Here is a 17,299-nt window from a genome sequence, read left to right as displayed (position 1 = left end):
TCACATACGGCGGAGCGCTCAGCCGGCGGTCGGGGCGTCGATCGCGAAGATCCGGGTGGCCCGGCCCGTCGCGGGGTCGACCGTCTCCCGGTCCAGCCGCATGCCGAGCTTCTGGGTGACCCGCTCGGACGCGGTGTTGCCCTCCTGGACGATGCTCAGGATCCGGTCGAGACCGCACTCCCGGAAGCCGAAGTCGAGCGCGGCCCGCGCCGCCTCGGTGGCGAGCCCCCGGCCCCAGAACTCCCGGCCGAGGCGCCAGCCGATCTCCACGGCGGGCAGCACCTCCGGCAGGAAATGCGGCACCGCGAGCCCCGCGAACCCGGCCAGCTCACCGGTCTCCCGCACCTCCACGGCGAACAGCCCGAACCCGCGCTCCCGCCACGACGCCTCGTACACCTCGATGCCCGCGCGCGTCTCCTCCTCGTCCCGCACGCTGCCGTCCCTGATCCAGCGCATCACCTCGGGGTCGGCCTGAACGGCGGCGAGCGGCGCCACATCCGAGGACCGCCACCGGCGCAGCAGCAGCCGGGGCGTCTCGATACGGACCAGGTCGGGCACGGCACTCTCGGCAGCGATCATGCGGGTCATTGTGCCCCGACACCCGGGTGGGGGTGGCCCGTGCGCGTGCGGTGCCCGGGGAATGACAGGATGTCCCCATGAGCGACAACGTTTACTTCGACATCACCATCGACGGCAAGGACGCCGGCCGTATCGTCTTCACCCTCTTCGACGAGGTCGTCCCGAAGACCGCGCGCAACTTCCGCGAGCTCGCCACCGGCCAGAACGGCTTCGGCTACGCCGGTTCCCCGTTCCACCGCGTCATCCCCGCCTTCATGCTCCAGGGCGGTGACTTCACCAACGAGAACGGCACCGGCGGCAAGAGCATCTACGGCGAGAAGTTCGCCGACGAGAACTTCCAGCTCAAGCACGACCGTCCGTTCCTGCTCTCGATGGCGAACGCGGGCGCGAACACCAACGGCTCCCAGTTCTTCATCACCACCATCGTGACCGACTGGCTCGACGGCAAGCACGTCGTCTTCGGCGAGGTCGTCGAGGGCCAGGAGCTCGTCAAGCAGATCGAGGCGCTCGGCTCCCGCTCCGGCGCCACCGCCTCCGAGATCCGCGTCAGCAAGTCCGGCGTCGTCGCGGCCTGATCCCAGGCCCGAACCGACCGCACGGCCCTCGCGCCGCGCGTCGACCACCGCCCCCGTGCCACCCGTGGCCGGGGGCGGTCGCACACCCGGAGTCGCCCGGTGGTCCCGCCCGGTGGTCCCGCCCGGTGGTCCCGCCCGACGGTCCCGTCAGGCGAGCGCGCGGGCCAGGGCCAGCGCGAAACCGTCCGGGTTGTCGATCATCATGTTGTGCCCGGCACCGGGCACCGGGAGCACCGGTATCCCGAAGCCCGCCACCCGCTCCGCGTCGGCGTCCGGCAGACTCAGCTCACCCACCAGAAAGGCCCTCGGCCGCCGCAGCGCCGCCAGCAGCTCACCCTCCGACGGCACCGCACCCTCCACCAGGGCCACCGCACTGCGGTGCACCGCCCGCGGATCGGCGAGCCGCAGCCGCGCCGCGTAGTCCGCCCGGTCCGCCCCGGCGACCATCGCCGCGAAACCCTCCCGCACGAACGCGTCCTCGTCCTGCGCCGCGACCGGACCGGAGAACGCACCGCCGCCCGCGGCCAGATTGGGCTCCGCCACCACCAGCCGGTCCACCAGATCGGGCCGCGCCGCGGCGAGCCGGATCGCCACCGCACCGCCCATCGAGTGCCCGACCAGCTCGACCCCCGTCAGCCCCTCGTGGTCGAGGATCCGGGCGACCACGGCCGCCTGCGACTCCATCCGGTAGTCGAAATCGGCCGGACGGTCGCTCAGTCCGAAACCGAGCAGGTCCACCAGGAGCGAACGGCGCCGCCCGGGCAGCGCCGGATGCACGGCGATGTGCGCGAAGTCCGAGGCACCGGTGCACCCGAGCCCGTGCACGAACACCCGCGCGGGCGCGCCCCCGGCCGTGTCCTGCCCGGCCCCGCCCGGCAGGTCGAGCCACCGCACGAACCCCCGTGCCTCCGTCAGGAACAGCTCCCGCATCGCCCCATGCCTCCCGTACCGCCACCGACCGCCGGACCGGCTCCCCACCGGTCCGACAGCCACCCTACGAGGCACCACTGACAACGCCCCCGGTCAACAGGGGCGCAGGGCGCACGCGAGGTCAGTCGGCCTGGTCGCCGTACCGGCGCTCGAACTGCGCGATCCGTCCCTCGCTGTCCACCGTCCGCGCCTTGCCCGTGTAGAACGGGTGGCTCTCCGACGAGATCTCCACGTCCACCACCGGATACGTGTTGCCGTCGTCCCACTCGATCGTCCGGTCGCTGCGCGCCGTCGACCGGGTCAGAAAGGCGAACCCGGCGGCACGGTCACGGAACACCACAGGTCCGTACTCCGGCTGCTTGTCCTGCTGCACATGTCCTCCTCGGACGGCCCGAAGGCGTCGGTCCCGGTCTTCCCCCGGTGCGCCCAGCCTCCACGGACACCGCCCGCCCGACCAGCGCCGCACGTCCGACCGGGTGACACCCCGCCCGCCGGGCCACGGTGCCCGCTCACCCGGCCGGCCGCTGCTCGTCCCACCGGGCCGCGAGCAGCAGCGCGATGTCGTCGGGCCGGTCGGTGGCCCGCCGCGCCTCCCGGATCAGCCGGTCCGCGGTGTCCGCGAGCGGTGCCCGGCCGGTCGACGCGAAGGTACGACGGAGCTCCTCGACGCCCTCGTCGATGTCGATGCCCGGCCGCTCCACCAGACCGTCCGTGAACAGCGCGAGGACCTCGCCCGGCGCAAGGCGCAGCCGCGTCACCGGATAGCTCGCCGTGTCGTCGACGCCCAGCACCACCCCGCCCGCCAGTTCCACCACCTCCGTGCTCCCGTCCGCCCGCCGCAGCAGTGGCTGCGGATGGCCCGCGCGCGCCGCCTGCAGCTCGCCCGAGAGCGGGTCGAGGACCACGTAGCAACAGCTCGCGAACTGCCCCGGGTCCAGGTCGATCAGCAGCCGGTTGGTGCCCCGCACCACGTCCTGCGGCCGGTGCCCGCTGAGCGCGAACGCCCGTACCGCACTGCGCAACTGGCCCATCGTCGCGGCCGCCGCCACCCCGTGCCCCTGGACGTCGCCGATGACCAGGGCGAGCCGCCCGCGCCCCGTCTCCACCACGTCGTACCAGTCACCGCCGACATCCATGCCCTGGGTGCCGGGCAGATACCGGCCGACCGTGTCCACGCCCGGGTACACCGGCAGCCGGTGCGGCAGCAGCGCGTCCTGCAGCCCGCGCGCCAGCGCCGACTCGGTGTCGTAGCGCTGCGCCCGCTCCAGGGCCTGCGCGATCAGGCCCGCCAGGGCGGTCAGCACCGTCCGCTCCTCGGCGGTGAACCCGCGCGGCTCGTCGAAGCCCAGGATGCAGGAACCCACCGGCCGCCCCGAGGCGATCAACGGCAGGAACGCCCGCGCGCCCCGGTGCGCGTCCAGCGGCAGACTCGGATACGCCGCGCCCAGCTGGTCCATCGACTCGAAGAACAGCGGACGGCCCGTCGTCAGCGTCTCGACGCCCGGCACGCGCGCGTCGAGCGCGACCCCGTCGAACGGTTCGAGGAAACCCGGTGGGAAGCCGGTCTCCCACGCCAGATACAGATGCCGCTCGCTCAGCAGATAGATCGCCAGCTGCCGCCCGCCGAAGGCGGGCAGCAGCTCCTCGGTGACCACCGCCGACACCTGGCGGGCCGTCACCGCCTCGGACAGCGCGATCGCCAGGGCCACCGGACGGTACAGGGCGGCCGCCCGCCCCTCCGGCGACGAGAGACCGGTGGCGTCCCGCCCCGAGGCCGTCCGCGGCCCGTCCGCCGCTGCCGCCGGATCGCTCTCCGGCACCAGCACCAGCGTGACCCCGTCCCGCCCCGGGAACAGGGACACCGACAGCCACTCACCGCGCCCCGGATGCGCAAGGAAGTGGATCGGCTGGTCCGAGAGCAGCGCCCCGCGCAACTGCTCCTCGTGGTACGGGTGCGCGAACCAGGGCACCGCGTCCCACAGCAGCCGCCCGGCCAGCGCGGCGCGCGACAGCCCGAGCAACGCCTCGGTGCGCTCGTTGACATAGGTGATCCGCCCCAGCCGGTCGATCGCCAGGATCGCCCGGGGCAGCCGGTCGGTGGCGTCCGAACCGAGCAGCCCGGTGCCGAGGTCGACGAGCGAGCCGGTCAGCACATGCCGGTCCTGACCGGCGCCGATCGGCCGGGCGGTCACCTCAAGGAGGTGCAGGCCGCCGTCCGGCCCCTTGAGCCGGATCCGGCGCGCCGCGGGCGCCCCCGACCCGGTGGCCTGGCGGGCCAGCGCGCCGAGCGCGTAGGCGTCCTCGGGCACCAGCCGGGCGGTGAGCGCCTCGACCGTCCACGGCGAGGGCGCCGCCTCGCCGAGGATGTCGCGCAGCCCGGCGTCCGCCGTGACCGCGCCGGTGTCCAGATCCCAGTCGAAGTAGCCGATCCGCACCGGCGGCCCGGTCCGGCTCGGCAGCTGCACCGACACCGGCTCGCCCGGCCACTCCACCCGGGTGCCGTGCGCGGCGAGCGCGGCGAGCGTGCCGCCGAGCCGCCGGGCCTCCTGGAGCATCCGGTTGCGGTCCTGGCCGTGCACCGGCACCCCGGGCGTCGGCGCCCGCAGCACGACGAGCACCCCGAACCGCTCCCGGCCGCTCACCACCGGGGTGTAGAGCGAGGCGAACGGGAACGGCAGGCTCGCCACCAGCTGCGGGAACTGCCGCATCGACTCCTCGACGTCGCCGAGATGGACCGGCTGGCCCGAGCGGTGCGCCTCGGCCACCGGGAACGGACGATTCGCGTGCATCCGCCACCACGGGCGGAACAGCGGCCCCGGCAGTCCCGCGAGCACCGCGAGGCGCAGCAGCCCCGTGGTGCCCGACCTCAGATAGACCCCGCCCGCGTAGCCCCCGGCCGCCTCCACGGCCCGCAGCACCGACTCCGACAGCACCACCGCCAGCGCGTCCGAAGCCCACCCGGCGGTCCGGGCCGCCGACCCGGGCGGTCCCGTCCCGGCCGACGGGGCCGGGCCTGCCGCGCCGTACGAGCTCACACAGCCAGCATGCTCCCGCCCGGAACGCCCACGCATCCGGAGCCCTCCCGGAGCCCGGACCCGGCGGCCCCGCGTTTTCGGCCGCTACCCCGTGACCCGCCCCTTCTCACCACTCTCCAGGGGCATTGACCCCACCCCGCACCGCTCGCGAGACTCGTCCGAGAGTTCGAAGGCGGTCGCGCCGGGCGTGCGCCGCCGTACCCATCGTGACCAGGGGGCAGGATGACCGGGCGGGTTCTTCCGTACGACGTACAGGGCAGCGGGCCGCACCGCGCGCTGGTGCTGCACAACTGGTTCGGCGACCGGACCTCCTTCGCGCCGCTGCGCGAGCACCTCGACGACCGGGCCGGCAGCTACGCCTTCCTGGACTGCCGGGGCTACGGGGAGGCCATCGACGCCGACGGGGCCTACACGATGGAGGAGGTCGCCGCCGACGCCCTCGCCGTCGCCGACGACCTCGGCTGGGACACCTTCTCCGTCGTCGGCCACTCCATGGGCGGCAAGGCCGCCCAGCTCATGCTCCTGGACGCACCCGAACGGGTGCGCTCGATCGTCGGCATCTCGGCCGTCTCGGCGGCCGGGTTCCCGCTCGACGAGGACACCTGGGCGCTGTTCGCCGGAGCCGCCGACGAACCCGCCAACCGCCGCGCCATCATCGACACCACCACCGGCGGCCGGCACGACGACACCTGGCTGGCCACCCTCGTCGAGCGCTCGCTGTCCCGCTCGTCCGCCACCGCCTTCCGCGCCTACCTGGACTCCTGGTCCCGCGCCGACTTCCACGAGCGGGTCCGGGACAACCCCGCGCCGGTGCTCCTCGTGGTCGGCGCCCACGACCCGGCGCTCGGCGCGGAGGCCATGGAGTCCACCTGGCTGCGCTGGTACCCCAACGCCCGGCTCGCGGTCCTGCCCGACGCGGGCCACTACGCACCCGAGGAGGCACCCAAGGCGCTCGCCGACGCGATCGAAGCCTTCCTCGCCGCCTGACGCGCGTCCGCACCCCGCGCGCGCCACACTGGTCCCCGACGACCCGGACGGACCCGGCGGGAGGCGGCACGCGATGATCCTGGCCCTGACGGCGGCGATCGCGGCCGCACTCCTGGTCTGCCGTCTCGCCCTGCGCGAGCACGCGGCGCCCGGCAGCGCGCGCCGTACGCTCGCCTTCACCCGCGACCCCCGGGCGCTCGCCGCCGGAGCGCTCGCCGCGCTGCTCCTGGCCGGACCGGGCTGGCGGGCGGCCGGGGCGGGCGCGCTGGCCTGGGCCGGGCTCGCCGGACTGCTGGTCGCCGGGCTCACCTCGTCGGCCGGGGACGCCGAGGGCCCCGCCCCCGGCGCTCGCGCGGCGGGGACGGGGCCCGAGGGCTCCCACGATCAGGAGTAGTAGCCGAACAGGTCGGCGATCACGTGCACCGTTCCGGCGTTCGGCCGGAAGGCGATCTTTCCGTTGACCACGGGGACGGTGACGAGGTTCGCCGTCGTCCGCCCCCTCGTCCAGTTGAGGTTGGACGCGTTCGGCAGCTCCGTGCCGTCCGGCCACACCGTCAGGAAGCCGGCCGAGCTGGGTTCGGTGGTCGTGACGTTGAGGACGACCGCCTTGGCCTTGGCCAGGGTGTGCCCGTCGTCCAGGCTGAGCGCCAGACTGGTGCCGCCCTTGAGCGGGGCGGTGCCGGTGGTGCCCAGCGCGTACCGGGTGTCAAGCAGCCGGGCCGGGCCCGCCGGGTGGAAGCTGCCGCCCTCGGCACCAGCGGTGTAGTAGCCGAACACATCGGCCACGAAGTGCACCGTGCCACCGCCCGCGTTGTACAGGTTCACGGTGCCGTCCGGGCCGATCGGGAGCACGACCGCGTTCGGCCGGGTCTGGCCGGCGAGCCAGTTGATGTTCGACACGGTCGGCCGAACGCTGCCGCCCGGGTACGTGATGAGGTGCCCGGGCGACGTGGGCGCCGTGGCGGTGACGTTGAGGACCACGGCCGTCGCACCGGTCTCCGGGACGCCGCCGGCGCCCGCGATCCTCAGGGACACGGTGCCCTTGCCCGCGACCGGCTGGGTGCCGGGGCGGCCGGTGCCGTACCGGGTGTCGAGGACGCGCGCGGGGCCCTGGGGGACGTACGTGCTGCCGTCCGCCTCGGCCGAGAAGTAGCCGGAGATGTCGGCGATCAGATGGGCGGTGCTGCCACCGGCGTTGAACAGGTCGACCGAGCCGTCCTTGCCGACCGGGACCGTCACCAGATTGGCGACCGTCTCGCCCTTCAGCCAGTTCATGTTCGACGAGGCCGGACGGGTGGTGCCGCTCGGGTAGGCGATCAGGAAGCCGGGGCCGCTGGGCGCGGTGGCGGTGACGTTCATGACGACGGCGCTGACGCCGGTCTTCGGGACGAGGCCGGTACCGGTCACCTTGAGCCTGACCGTGCCCGAGGCGCCCACCGGAGCGGTGCCGGGGCGGCCGAGGCCGTACCGGGTGTCGAGGGCCCGGTTCGGCGTGAGCGCCTTGAAGGTGTTCGCGCCCGACGGAGCGACGGCCTGGCACAGGCCGGACACGATCGCGCGCCCGTTCGGCGTGCCGAGGCCGGTGGCGAGGTCGTACCCCGCGCCCGCCTCGTAGAGGCCGCTGTGATTTCCGGACAGGGTGAGGTTGTTGTTGCCGGAGGTGACGTCACGGAACGCCGTCGGCGGCAGCTGGTACAGCGCGCGGTGCACGTCGCCGACCGGGCCGTTGGCCTGGCAGGCGAGGTCCTGGTTCGCCTGCGCGAGGAGCGCGGCCCACAGCGGCGCGGCGCCGCTGGTGCCGCCGATCACGCCCCAGCCGTCGCTGGTGGCTATCAGATAGCCGGTGTCGGGGTCGGCGACGGCCGCCACGTCCGGCACCTGGCGGCAGGCCGTGTCCGCCGCGGCCTTGCAGGCGTCGCCGTAACCCGCACCGGTCCGCCCGGTCTGGAAGCCCGAGGTGGGCACGGAGTACCCCCGGGAGACACCGCCGCCGGAACCGAGCCAGGTGGTCTGGTCGGCCACCCGGCCGCGCATGGTGGTGCCGCCGACGGCGAGCACGTACGGCGAGGCGGACGGGAAGTCCACGACCAGCTGGTCCTGGTCGGGCACCTCCTTGTCCGGCGTGCCGTTCTCGTCGACCGGCTGGTAGCAGCCGGTCGAACCCATGTCGCCGGAGGCGACGACGATGCTCTGGCCCTGCGCTGCGGCCTGCTGGAAGATCAGGTTCTGGGCGGCCCTGGTGGCCTCGGGCGTGTGGATCTCACAGAGGCCCCAGCTCACCGAGACGACCTTGGCCCGGTTCTCGTTGACGATCCGGCGGTAGGTGGCGGTGCCTTCGTCCCAGGTGTTCTTGCCCTGGTAGACGATGATCTTCGACTGCGGCGCGAGACCGATGACGGTCTCCACGTCGAGGGCGGTCTCCTCACCGACCCCCTTGCCCGCCGGCGTGGTCGGTCCGCCGTTCACCCGGACCGAGCTCACCGGCACCTTGGTGCCGTGGCAGCGCTGGTACTCCGCGATGGCGCGCGGGTCGTAGTTCTCCAGCGAGTAGATCGCGACGGTGGTGCCGTTCTGCACGTTGGGCTGGTTCGCCATGTTGTACTGCGCGGCCAGGGCGCGGGCGCTCCAGTAGTCCCTGCCGTCGACCTGGCCGGCCCGGGTGAGCACGTCCTTGAGGCCGGCACACAGCCCCGGCGTCACGCCGGTGAGCCGTGACTGTGCCCCACCCGGCGCGGCGGCGGAGTACGGCACGGTCCTGCCCCGCATCCCGGAGTTCCGCGGCTGCGCCGAGGTCAGCGTGTCGAGCCCGACCACCGCGCGCACCGCGCCCGCGACCCGCCCGTCGAAGGCGGGGGCACGGGTGTTGAGGACCCCGGCCTTGCCGTCGGGCATCCGGTAGCCGTCGAAGCCGGTGGCGAAGGCATCGGCCGCACCGGCCACGGTGGTGGTGACCGGCAGCGTCAGGCCGTCCGCGTCCAGCGGGCCCACGGTCAGGCCCTTGGCGGTGAGTTCGGCACGGACCCGCGCGACGGTGCCGGGTTCGGCGCCGAAGACCTTGGCGAACTCGCCCGTACCGAGGTAGTCGCGGTAGCGCGGGGAGCCGGGCGTGGAGACCTCGGTGACGAACCGTTCGAGCCCGGCCGGGTCGCGGGGCGCCAGGACGACACTCAGGCCGAGCTTCTGGCCGGGCGCCGGATCGGCCGTGCGGACCGCGCCCTCGGGCGCCTCGGGCGCCGGGCCGACCCGCTGCGGACCGGGGTCCGCGGACCGCGTCGACGGCACGCCTGACGTCGCGGCCGAGGCCGGTACGGCGGCCGCGGCGACGGCCAGCGCGGCGACCACCCCCGCGCCCCATCGGACTGCCTTGTGACGGGCGGTTCGGCCCATGGACACGCTCCCTCTCACGTTCCGCGTCGCACCCGGCCAGGGGCGGCGGACGGCCGGGCAGGGCGAAGCGCAGGCGTGACGAGGGCGCGGCGCGGCAGCGCGCGAGCCCGTACGGCGTGGAACCCCCCCGGTCCGGTCCGCGCGCGCGGAGGCGGCGAGGCGACGACCAGACGTGAACATTTATCAGGAACGCATCGGCGTTCGACAGTCGGGGGTCGATGTCCGCACTCCGGCCGTGATCGCAAACGCCGCTTTTCAGCCGTAAGTTACCCGGCGGTTTCTCGTGACTTCGCAGGAACGCACCAGTAGAACGTGTTCCCATTCACTCCTAGGGTGAGGAACATCACGTGACTGACAGATCCTTTTCAGCCTCGGCTTCCAGCGGTCTGAGCCGTCGTCGGTTCGTCACTGGAACGGGTTCCATTCTTGGCGCCCTGGCGCTCGCCGGAAACACCACGGTGGCCAGCGCCGCAACCCCCGCCGAAGCCAACGCCGTCTGCGCGCCCATCCCCAACGGCGCCCGGGTTCCCGCGCTCGTCGTCGGCAGTGGCTACGGCGGCTCGGTCGCCGCGCTCCGGCTCGCCCAGGCCGGGATCGACGTCCACATGATCGAGATGGGCATGGCCTGGGACACCGCGGGCTCCGACGGCAAGATCTTCGCCAACACCACCAAGCCCGACTACCGCTCGTTCTGGCTACGCACCCGGACCAAGCAGCCACTCAGCAACTTCCTCGGCTTCCCGCTCGACAAGGACGTGCCGCGCTACACCGGCATCCTCGACGCCGAGGACTTCGCGGGCATCACCGTCTACCAGGGCCGCGGCGTCGGCGGCGGCTCGCTCGTCAACGGCGGCATGGCGGTCACCCCGCGCCGGGAGATCTTCCCGACGCTGCTGCCGACCGTCGACCCCGCCGAGATGTACGCGACCTACTACCCGCGCGCCAACACCGGACTCGGCGTCACCGCCGTGGACCAGTCCTGGTGGGAGAGCGCCGACTGCTACCAGTACGCGCGCGTCGGCCGCAAGCACGCCCAGCGCTCCGGGTTCCCCTTCGTCTTCGTGCCCAACGTCTACGACTGGGACTACATGAAGCAGGAGGCCGCCGGGGCCGTACCCAAGTCCGCCCTGGACGCCGAGGTCATCTACGGCAACAACCACGGCAAGAAGAGCCTGCAGAAGACCTACCTCGCCCGCGCCGCCGAGACCGGCCGGGTCGCCATCTCGCCGCTCCACAAGGTCACCACCGTCACCCCCGCCGCCGGTGGCGGCTACACCGTCGTCATCGAGCGGATCGACACCACCGGCACCACCGTCGAGACCAAGACCGTCACCGCCGACAAGGTCTTCTTCGCCGCGGGCAGCGTCGGCACCAGCAAGCTGCTCACCAAGCTCCGGGCCACCGGGGCGCTCCCCGCCCTCAACGACCGGGTCGGCAAGAACTGGGGCGACAACGGAAACGTCATGTGCGGCCGGGCCAACCACATGTGGGACGCCACCGGCAAGCTGCAGTCCTCGATGCCCACCGCGGGCATCGACAACTGGGACGCCGGCGGAGCCTTCGCCGAGGTCGCCCCGCTGCCCACCGGCATCGAGACCTACGCGTCCTTCTACCTCTCCATCACCAGGACCCCGCACCGGGCCGAGTTCAACTGGAACGCCGCCGCCGGACGCGTCGACCTCAACTGGGACCGCGCCTGGAAGCAGACCTCCATCGACGCGGCCAAGACCATCTTCGACAAGATCAACTCCAAGGAGGGGACGATCTACCGGACCGACCTCTTCGGCGCGTACAAGATCTGGGGCGACCACCTCACGTACCACCCGCTCGGCGGCGCCGTCCTCGGCGAGGCCACCGACAACTACGGCAGGCTGAGCGGCTACAACGGCCTGTACGTCATCGACGGCGCGCTGATCCCCGGCAGCACCAGCGTCAACCCGTTCGTCACCATCACCGCGCTCGCCGAGCGCAACATCGAGAAGATCATCGCCACCGACATGTGAACCGCCGGCATGTGAACCACTGAGAGGTGAACCGTCGGCCCCCGCACCACCGCCGAGCGAAACGGCGCACACCCCGCACGGAGGGGGGGGGGGGGGGGGGGGGCGCCCCCCCGCCCCCCCCCCCCCCCCCCCCCCCCCCCCCCCGGACCCACCCCCCACCCCGCCCCGTCCCCCGCCCCGTCCCCGGGCCCGCGCCCCCGCTACACCGGCACCCGCGCCCTCACCCGCCTCACGCTCACCAGCACCAGCACCAGCACCAGCACCGCCAGCGCCACCCGCACCGCCACCACCGCCCTCGACCTCGCCACCTTCGGCCGCACCACCCCCACCCCCGGCGACGACGTCATCCACCTCACCGACCACTCCCACCCCCACCACCCCACCTACCGCAAGCTCGTCCTCCGCGACGACCACCTCGTCGGCGGCGTCCTCCTCGGCGACCTCGCCGCCATCGGCGCCCTCGCCCACGCCTGGGAGAGCGACGAACCCCTCCCCGACACCACCCCGCCGCTCCACCTGCTCACCCACGACGGAGGCTCCTGAGATGACGGCCACCCCCACCGCCCTCCCCACGCCCGCCACCACCACGCCCGCCCGGCCGACCGTCCTCCTGGTCGGCCACGGCATGGTCGGCCAGCGCTTCCTGGAGGCGCTCGCGGAGCGGGGCGTCACCGCGTGGGCCCGGGTCGTGGTGCTCTGCGAGGAGCCGCGGCCGGCCTACGACCGGGTCCAGCTCACCTCGTACTTCTCCGGCCGCACCCCGGAAGAACTGACGCTTCCCGAGCCGGACTTCATGGCCCGGCACGGCCTCGAGCTGCGCCTGGGCGAGGCGGCACAGGCCGTCGACCGGGCGGCCCGTACGGTCACCACGAGCAGCGGGGAGGTACTGGCCTACGACACGCTGGTACTGGCCACCGGCTCGTACCCGTTCGTGCCGCCGGTGCCGGGCCGGGACGCCCGGGGCTGCTTCGTGTACCGGACGATCGAGGACCTGCTCGCGATCGAGGAGTACGCGAGGACGGCGACGACCGGCGCGGTGGTCGGCGGCGGGCTGCTCGGCCTGGAGGCCGCGGGGGCGTTGAAGGGCCTGGAACTCGACACCCATGTGGTGGAGTTCGCGCCGCGTCTGATGCCGGTGCAGGTCGACGAGGGCGGTGGCGCGGCGCTGCTGCGGACCATCGAGCGGATGGGCCTGACGGTGCACACGGGGACCGGCACGCAGGAGGTCCTGACGGAGAACGGCGCGGTGACGGGGATGCGCCTGTCGGACGGTTCCGAACTCGCCACGGATCTGGTGGTGTTCTCGGCGGGGGTACGCCCCCGGGACCAGCTGGCCAGGGACTGCGGGCTGCCGGTGGGCGAGCGCGGCGGGATCACGGTGGACGAGCGGTGCCGTACGGCCGATCCGGCGGTGTTCGCGATCGGCGAGTGCGCGCTGGCGGTGGACGGCCGGGTGTACGGCCTGGTGGCGCCGGGCTACGAGATGGCGCAGACGGCGGCGGCGGCGATCGCCGGGGCGGCGCGGACCGCCACCCCGCTCCCTGGGCCCGCACCCACCTTCACGGGCGCCGACACCTCCACCAAGCTCAAACTGCTCGGCGTCGACGTCGCCTCGTTCGGCGACGCCCACGGCACCGCCGACGACTGTCTCGACGTGGTCTACTCCGACTCCCGCTCGGGCGTCTACAAGAAGCTCGTGATGACGGCCGAGGGCGTGCTCCTCGGCGGTGTGCTGGTCGGCGAGGCCGATGCGTACGGCCTGCTGCGCCCGCTGACGGGCGGCAGGCTGCCGGTCCCGGCCGAGCAGCTGGTGCTGCCCGCGGGGGTCGGCGCGCCGGTGGCGCTGGGTCCCGCGGCGCTGCCGGACGACGCCGTCATCTGCTCCTGCCACAACGTCACCAAGCACACGATCGCGCAGTGCGCGACGCTGTCCGAGGTGAAGAAGTGCACCAAGGCGGGGACCGGCTGCGGCAGTTGCGTGAAGGTGATCGAGAAGCTGCTGCCGGCCGGGGACGCGGCGGACCAGGGCCTGTGCGGCTGCTTCCCGTACAGCAGGAGCGAGTTGTACGAGATCGCCCGCACGCTGCGGGTGACGAGCTTCGCGGCGCTGCTCGACTCGCACGGGCGCCCGGCGGCGAAGGGCGGCGAGGGCTGCGAGGTGTGCAAGCCGACGGTGGGGTCGATCCTGGCGTCGCTGGCGCCCGCGATCGGCGCGGACGGCTACATCCTGGACGGCGAGCAGGCGGCGCTGCAGGACACCAACGACCACTTCCTCGCCAACATGCAGCGCAACGGCTCGTACTCGGTGGTGCCACGCATCCCGGGCGGCGAGATCACCCCGGAGAAGCTGATCGTGATCGGCGAGGTGGCCCGTGACTTCGGGCTCTACACGAAGATCACCGGCGGTCAGCGGATCGACCTGTTCGGCGCCCGGGTGGACCAGCTGCCCGGCATCTGGACCCGCCTGGTGGACGCGGGCTTCGAGTCGGGGCACGCGTACGGGAAGGCGCTGCGCACGGTGAAGTCCTGCGTGGGGCAGACCTGGTGCCGGTTCGGGGTGCAGGACTCGGTGCGGATGGCGATCCGGCTCGAACTGCGCTACCGGGGGCTGCGCGCCCCGCACAAGCTGAAGTCGGCGGTGTCGGGCTGCGCGCGGGAGTGCGCGGAGGCGCAGAGCAAGGACTTCGGGGTGATCGCCACCGCCAACGGCTGGAACCTGTACGTCGGCGGCAACGGCGGCGCGACCCCGCGGCACGCCGATCTGCTGGCGCAGGACCTGTCGGACGCCGAACTGATCCGGCTGATCGACCGGTTCCTGATGTTCTACATCCGCACGGCGGACCGGCTGGAGCGCACCTCGGTGTGGCTGGAGCGGCTGGACGGCGGGCTCGACCATCTGCGCGAGGTGGTGGTCCGCGACTCGCTGGGGCTGTGCGAGGAGCTGGAGGCGCTGATGGCGGCGCACGTCGCCGGGTACCAGGACGAGTGGGCGGCGACCCTGGACGACCCGGACCGGCTGCGGCGGTTCGTGTCCTTCGTCAACGCGCCGGACGCGCCGGACCCGTCGGTGCGGTTCGTGCCGGAGCGCGACCAGATCAAGCCGGACCTGACGGTCCTGACCATCGGCACCCGCGAAGGAGTCCTGCAGTGATGCCTCACGACCTGTCGGCGCAGCCGGCGCTCGAACTGTCCCCGGCCGACGGCACCTGGCTGCCGGTCTGCGAGGCGCGGCGGCTGACGCCCGGCCGGGGCGTGGCGGCGCTGCTGCCGGACGGACGCCAGGCGGCGGTGTTCCGGGACCGGGCGGGCCGCGCGTACGCGATCGACAACCGCGACCCGTTCACGGGGGCGCAGGTGCTGTCCCGCGGCCTGATGGGCTCGGCGGAGGGTCGGCCGTTCGTGGCGTCGCCGCTCCTGAAGCAGCGCTTCGATCTGGCGACGGGCCGGTGCCTGGACGCGGACGACGTGACGCTGACGGTCTATCCGGTCAGAACGACCACCTCCTGATTCTTGACCGGTGAATCAGGGCCGGTGGCTCATGGCCGATGAATCTTGACCGATCATTCTTGACCGATCGGTCTGGAAAGGCTTACAGTCCTTCCGTGGCCAGGACCAAGGAATTCGATCCCGACGCCGCGCTGGACGCAGCTCTCGAGCTGTTCTGGGCGCGGGGCTACGAGGCGACCTCGATGGCCGACCTCGTGGCCCACCTCGGCATCGCCCGCGCCAGCGTCTACGCCACCTTCGGCAGCAAGCACGAGCTCTACATGCGGGCCGTCGAGCGCTACCTGGAGAGCCGCGACCCGGCCCTGATGGAGGAGCTGTCCGCGCCGGGGCCCGCCCTGCCGGGCGTGCGCGCCCTGGTGCGGAGGTACGCGGGACAGGCGGCGGCCGAGGAGACCCGCAGGAGCGGCTGCCTGATCACCAACTCGGCCGCCGAACTCGCCGCCCGCGACCCGGCCGTGGCCCGCCGGGTGGAGCTGAGCTGGGAGTACGTGGAGACGCTGCTCCACAGCTCCCTGGTCAGGGCCAGGGCCCAGGGCGAGCTGCCCGAGGACCGCGACCCGCGGGCGCTGGCCCGGCTGCTGCTCGTCGTCCTGCAGGGCGTACGGGTGGTGGGCAAGGCGTCCAGCAACCCGGCGCTGGTCCAGGACGCGGCGGAGCAGGCGCTGACCCTGCTCGACTGAACCACCCACTGAGCCACTCACTGAACCACCCACGCGCTTCCGTTTTCAGGGGCACCTCACGGTGCCCCTCCTTTCGGCCCTTATTCGAGAACGATCGGTCTAGATCTAGGGGGACTCCATGACCGCGCCCGCACCCGCACCCGCGCCTTCAGCTACAGCTACAGCTACAGCCACAGCCACGCCCACGAGACCCGCAGAAGGCGGCACCGCCTCACCCGCCTCTCCCGTCCGCGGCTTCGCGCTGCTCGGCGCCGTCCAGATGACGCTGATCTTCACGCTGGCGTCGCTCGCGGTGCCGCTCCCCCGGATCGGCGCCGAACTCGGCCTGGACCGGGCCGACCTCATCCTCCTGAGCGCTGCCTACGGACTGACCTTCGCGGGCCTGCTGCTGTTCGGCGGCCGGATCGCGGACCGGTTCGGCGGGCGCCGGGCCCTGACCGCCGGGCTCGTGGTCTTCGGCGCCGCCTCCGCGCTCGCGCCGCTCGCCCCCGGGTACGAGGCGCTGCTCACCGCCCGGTTCGCGCAGGGCGTGGGGGCCGCGCTGGTCGCGCCCGCCGGGATGGCGGTGCTGCGGGCCCTGTACCCGGCGCCCGCCGCGTACGGCAGGGCCATGGCCACCTGGGGCGGCCTCTCGGTGCTCGGCGCGACGGCGGGCAATCTGCTCTCCGGGGTGATCTCGGCCGTCGTCTCCTGGCGCTGGAGCTTCGCCGTCCCGGTCGTCGTCGCGCTGCTCGCGCTCACCCTGGCCCCGCGCCTCCTGCCCACCACCCCCGCGACCCCGGGCGGGCGCGGGCTCGACCTGCCGGGTGCGCTGCTCGCCACCGGCGGCATCACGCTGGCCAGTTACGGTCTCGTGCTCACCGACGCCGAGTCCTGGGGCTCCCCCGCCGTCCTGGTCCCGCTGCTCCTCGGACTGCTGCTGCTCGCCGGGTTCGGGCTGGTCGAGCGGCGCGCCGCCGATCCGCTGCTGCCGCCGGGCTTCCTCCGCGACGGCCGCCGGGCCGTCGGTCTCGCCGCCGTCGCGATCAGCGCCTCCGGCACCGCCTCGGTCTTCGTGCTCCTCTCGCTCGCCCTCCAGCAGGACCGCGGCTGGTCCGCCCTGCTGACCTCGGGCGCGTTCGTGCCCTTCGCGGTCGTCCTGGTCGGTTCGGGCCGGTTCGCCGGACCCCTGATCCAGCGGTACGGGGCCGGGCGCACGACCGCCGCGGGGCTCGGCACCGGGGCGCTCGGCCTGGCGCTGCTCGCGGCCACCGGTTTCGATCCGGCGACGCCGTACGCGTACGGGCTGCTCCCCGGCCTGCTCCTGCTCCCGGCGGGTGCCGCGCTGTCCTTCGCCGGGGCGGGCGTGCTGATCACCGACGGGGTGCCGCCGGAGCGGGCGGGGCTGGCGGGCGGGGTCCTGAACACCGCGATGGAGCTCGGGCCGACCGTGGTCTTCGCCGCCGTCCTGACGCTCGGTTCGGACGGCGCCTCGCTCGCGGCGACGGCCGCCGCGTTCGCCGCCCTGGCCGTACCGGCGCTCAGGTCCGCCCGTACCCGCTGATCACCCAGCGACCCCGCAGCCCCCCGCACCCACCAGACCCACCAGACCCACCGATTCTCATGATCACCCTGCT

13 protein-coding genes are annotated in these 17,299 nt (G+C 73.5%); 8 read left to right on the top strand and 5 right to left on the bottom strand.

All coding sequences use genetic code 11. The features are described from left to right. Positions 1-18: 18 nt before the first annotated feature. Positions 19-579 carry a GNAT family N-acetyltransferase gene (locus tag ACIPXM_RS18540; protein ID WP_401656476.1) on the bottom strand — a complete coding sequence of 187 codons (561 nt, stop codon included), beginning with the start codon at positions 577-579 and terminating at the stop codon, positions 19-21. A gap of 77 nt (positions 580-656) precedes the next feature. Here ACIPXM_RS18540 and ACIPXM_RS18535 point away from each other — a divergent pair, with 77 nt between their 5' ends. Beyond that, positions 657-1,154 (top strand): peptidylprolyl isomerase, encoded by a 498-nt coding sequence (locus tag ACIPXM_RS18535; protein WP_401656474.1) that lies wholly within the window; start codon positions 657-659, stop codon positions 1,152-1,154. Positions 1,155-1,301: 147 nt separating this feature from the next. On the opposite strand, the gene ACIPXM_RS18530 is transcribed toward ACIPXM_RS18535, so the two are convergent. The 3 genes from ACIPXM_RS18530 to ACIPXM_RS18520 form a co-directional block, all read right to left on the bottom strand. Continuing rightward, positions 1,302-2,084 carry an alpha/beta fold hydrolase gene (locus ACIPXM_RS18530; RefSeq protein WP_401656472.1) on the bottom strand — a complete coding sequence of 261 codons (783 nt, stop codon included), beginning with the start codon at positions 2,082-2,084 and terminating at the stop codon, positions 1,302-1,304. Between the two features lie 121 nt (positions 2,085-2,205). Then, entirely contained in the window at positions 2,206-2,457 is a 252-nt protein-coding gene (locus ACIPXM_RS18525; protein ID WP_401656470.1) for a type B 50S ribosomal protein L31, read from the bottom strand. A 136-nt stretch (positions 2,458-2,593) separates the two neighbouring features. Continuing rightward, positions 2,594-5,155: a SpoIIE family protein phosphatase gene (locus ACIPXM_RS18520; RefSeq protein ID WP_401656467.1), complete on the bottom strand. Its 2,562-nt coding sequence runs from the start codon at positions 5,153-5,155 to the stop codon at positions 2,594-2,596. A 186-nt stretch (positions 5,156-5,341) separates the two neighbouring features. Between ACIPXM_RS18520 and ACIPXM_RS18515 the strand changes: the two genes are divergently transcribed. After that, positions 5,342-6,106 (top strand): alpha/beta fold hydrolase, encoded by a 765-nt coding sequence (locus ACIPXM_RS18515; protein WP_401656465.1) that lies wholly within the window; start codon positions 5,342-5,344, stop codon positions 6,104-6,106. A gap of 73 nt (positions 6,107-6,179) precedes the next feature. Further along, complete coding sequence (locus ACIPXM_RS18510) at positions 6,180-6,500, top strand: hypothetical protein (protein WP_401656463.1); 321 nt, start codon at positions 6,180-6,182, stop codon at positions 6,498-6,500. On the opposite strand, the gene ACIPXM_RS18505 is transcribed toward ACIPXM_RS18510, so the two are convergent. Further along, positions 6,491-9,493 (bottom strand): protease pro-enzyme activation domain-containing protein, encoded by a 3,003-nt coding sequence (locus ACIPXM_RS18505; protein WP_401656461.1) that lies wholly within the window; start codon positions 9,491-9,493, stop codon positions 6,491-6,493. The genes ACIPXM_RS18510 and ACIPXM_RS18505 overlap by 10 nt on opposite strands. Before the next feature lie 347 nt (positions 9,494-9,840). On the opposite strand from ACIPXM_RS18505, the gene ACIPXM_RS18500 reads away from it, so the two are divergent. The 5 genes from ACIPXM_RS18500 to ACIPXM_RS18480 all read left to right on the top strand — a co-directional run bounded on the left by ACIPXM_RS18500 (position 9,841) and on the right by ACIPXM_RS18480 (position 17,226). Beyond that, complete coding sequence (locus ACIPXM_RS18500; protein WP_401656459.1) at positions 9,841-11,496, top strand: GMC oxidoreductase; 1,656 nt, start codon at positions 9,841-9,843, stop codon at positions 11,494-11,496. Positions 11,497-12,040: 544 nt separating this feature from the next. Beyond that, a complete protein-coding gene (nirB, locus tag ACIPXM_RS18495) occupies positions 12,041-14,647 on the top strand; it encodes a nitrite reductase large subunit NirB (RefSeq protein ID WP_401656457.1) in 2,607 nt (868 codons plus the stop codon). Continuing rightward, positions 14,647-15,003: a nitrite reductase small subunit NirD gene (gene nirD, locus ACIPXM_RS18490; RefSeq protein WP_401656455.1), complete on the top strand. Its 357-nt coding sequence runs from the start codon at positions 14,647-14,649 to the stop codon at positions 15,001-15,003. Before nirB ends, nirD begins: the two co-directional genes overlap by 1 nt. Before the next feature lie 95 nt (positions 15,004-15,098). After that, a complete protein-coding gene (locus ACIPXM_RS18485) occupies positions 15,099-15,683 on the top strand; it encodes a TetR/AcrR family transcriptional regulator (protein ID WP_401656453.1) in 585 nt (194 codons plus the stop codon). Between the two features lie 118 nt (positions 15,684-15,801). Further along, positions 15,802-17,226, top strand: a complete 1,425-nt coding sequence (locus ACIPXM_RS18480) for an MFS transporter (RefSeq protein ID WP_401656451.1) — start codon at positions 15,802-15,804, stop codon at positions 17,224-17,226. Positions 17,227-17,299 lie beyond the last annotated feature (73 nt).

Origin of the sequence: Streptomyces sp. NPDC090025 (genome assembly GCF_044748125.1) — a bacterium.
Taxonomy (GTDB): Bacteria; Actinomycetota; Actinomycetes; order Streptomycetales; family Streptomycetaceae; genus Streptomyces.
Note: the sequence above shows the minus strand (reverse complement) of the source record. Positions and strands in the feature narration are given on the sequence as shown.

What these genes read in the sequence shown, in the direction of transcription:
- ACIPXM_RS18480 (WP_401656451.1), top strand. Translation starts at nt 15,802, where the DNA reads ATGACCGCGCCCGCACCCGCACCCGCGCCTTCAGCTACAGCTACAGCT.
- nirD (WP_401656455.1), top strand. Translation starts at nt 14,647, where the DNA reads ATGCCTCACGACCTGTCGGCGCAGCCGGCGCTCGAACTGTCCCCGGCC.
- ACIPXM_RS18520 (WP_401656467.1), bottom strand. Translation starts at nt 5,155, where the DNA reads ATGCGTGGGCGTTCCGGGCGGGAGCATGCTGGCTGTGTGAGCTCGTAC.
- ACIPXM_RS18510 (WP_401656463.1), top strand. Translation starts at nt 6,180, where the DNA reads ATGATCCTGGCCCTGACGGCGGCGATCGCGGCCGCACTCCTGGTCTGC.
- ACIPXM_RS18535 (WP_401656474.1), top strand. Translation starts at nt 657, where the DNA reads ATGAGCGACAACGTTTACTTCGACATCACCATCGACGGCAAGGACGCC.
- ACIPXM_RS18515 (WP_401656465.1), top strand. Translation starts at nt 5,342, where the DNA reads ATGACCGGGCGGGTTCTTCCGTACGACGTACAGGGCAGCGGGCCGCAC.
- ACIPXM_RS18540 (WP_401656476.1), bottom strand. Translation starts at nt 579, where the DNA reads ATGATCGCTGCCGAGAGTGCCGTGCCCGACCTGGTCCGTATCGAGACG.
- ACIPXM_RS18505 (WP_401656461.1), bottom strand. Translation starts at nt 9,493, where the DNA reads ATGGGCCGAACCGCCCGTCACAAGGCAGTCCGATGGGGCGCGGGGGTG.
- nirB (WP_401656457.1), top strand. Translation starts at nt 12,041, where the DNA reads ATGACGGCCACCCCCACCGCCCTCCCCACGCCCGCCACCACCACGCCC.
- ACIPXM_RS18530 (WP_401656472.1), bottom strand. Translation starts at nt 2,084, where the DNA reads ATGCGGGAGCTGTTCCTGACGGAGGCACGGGGGTTCGTGCGGTGGCTC.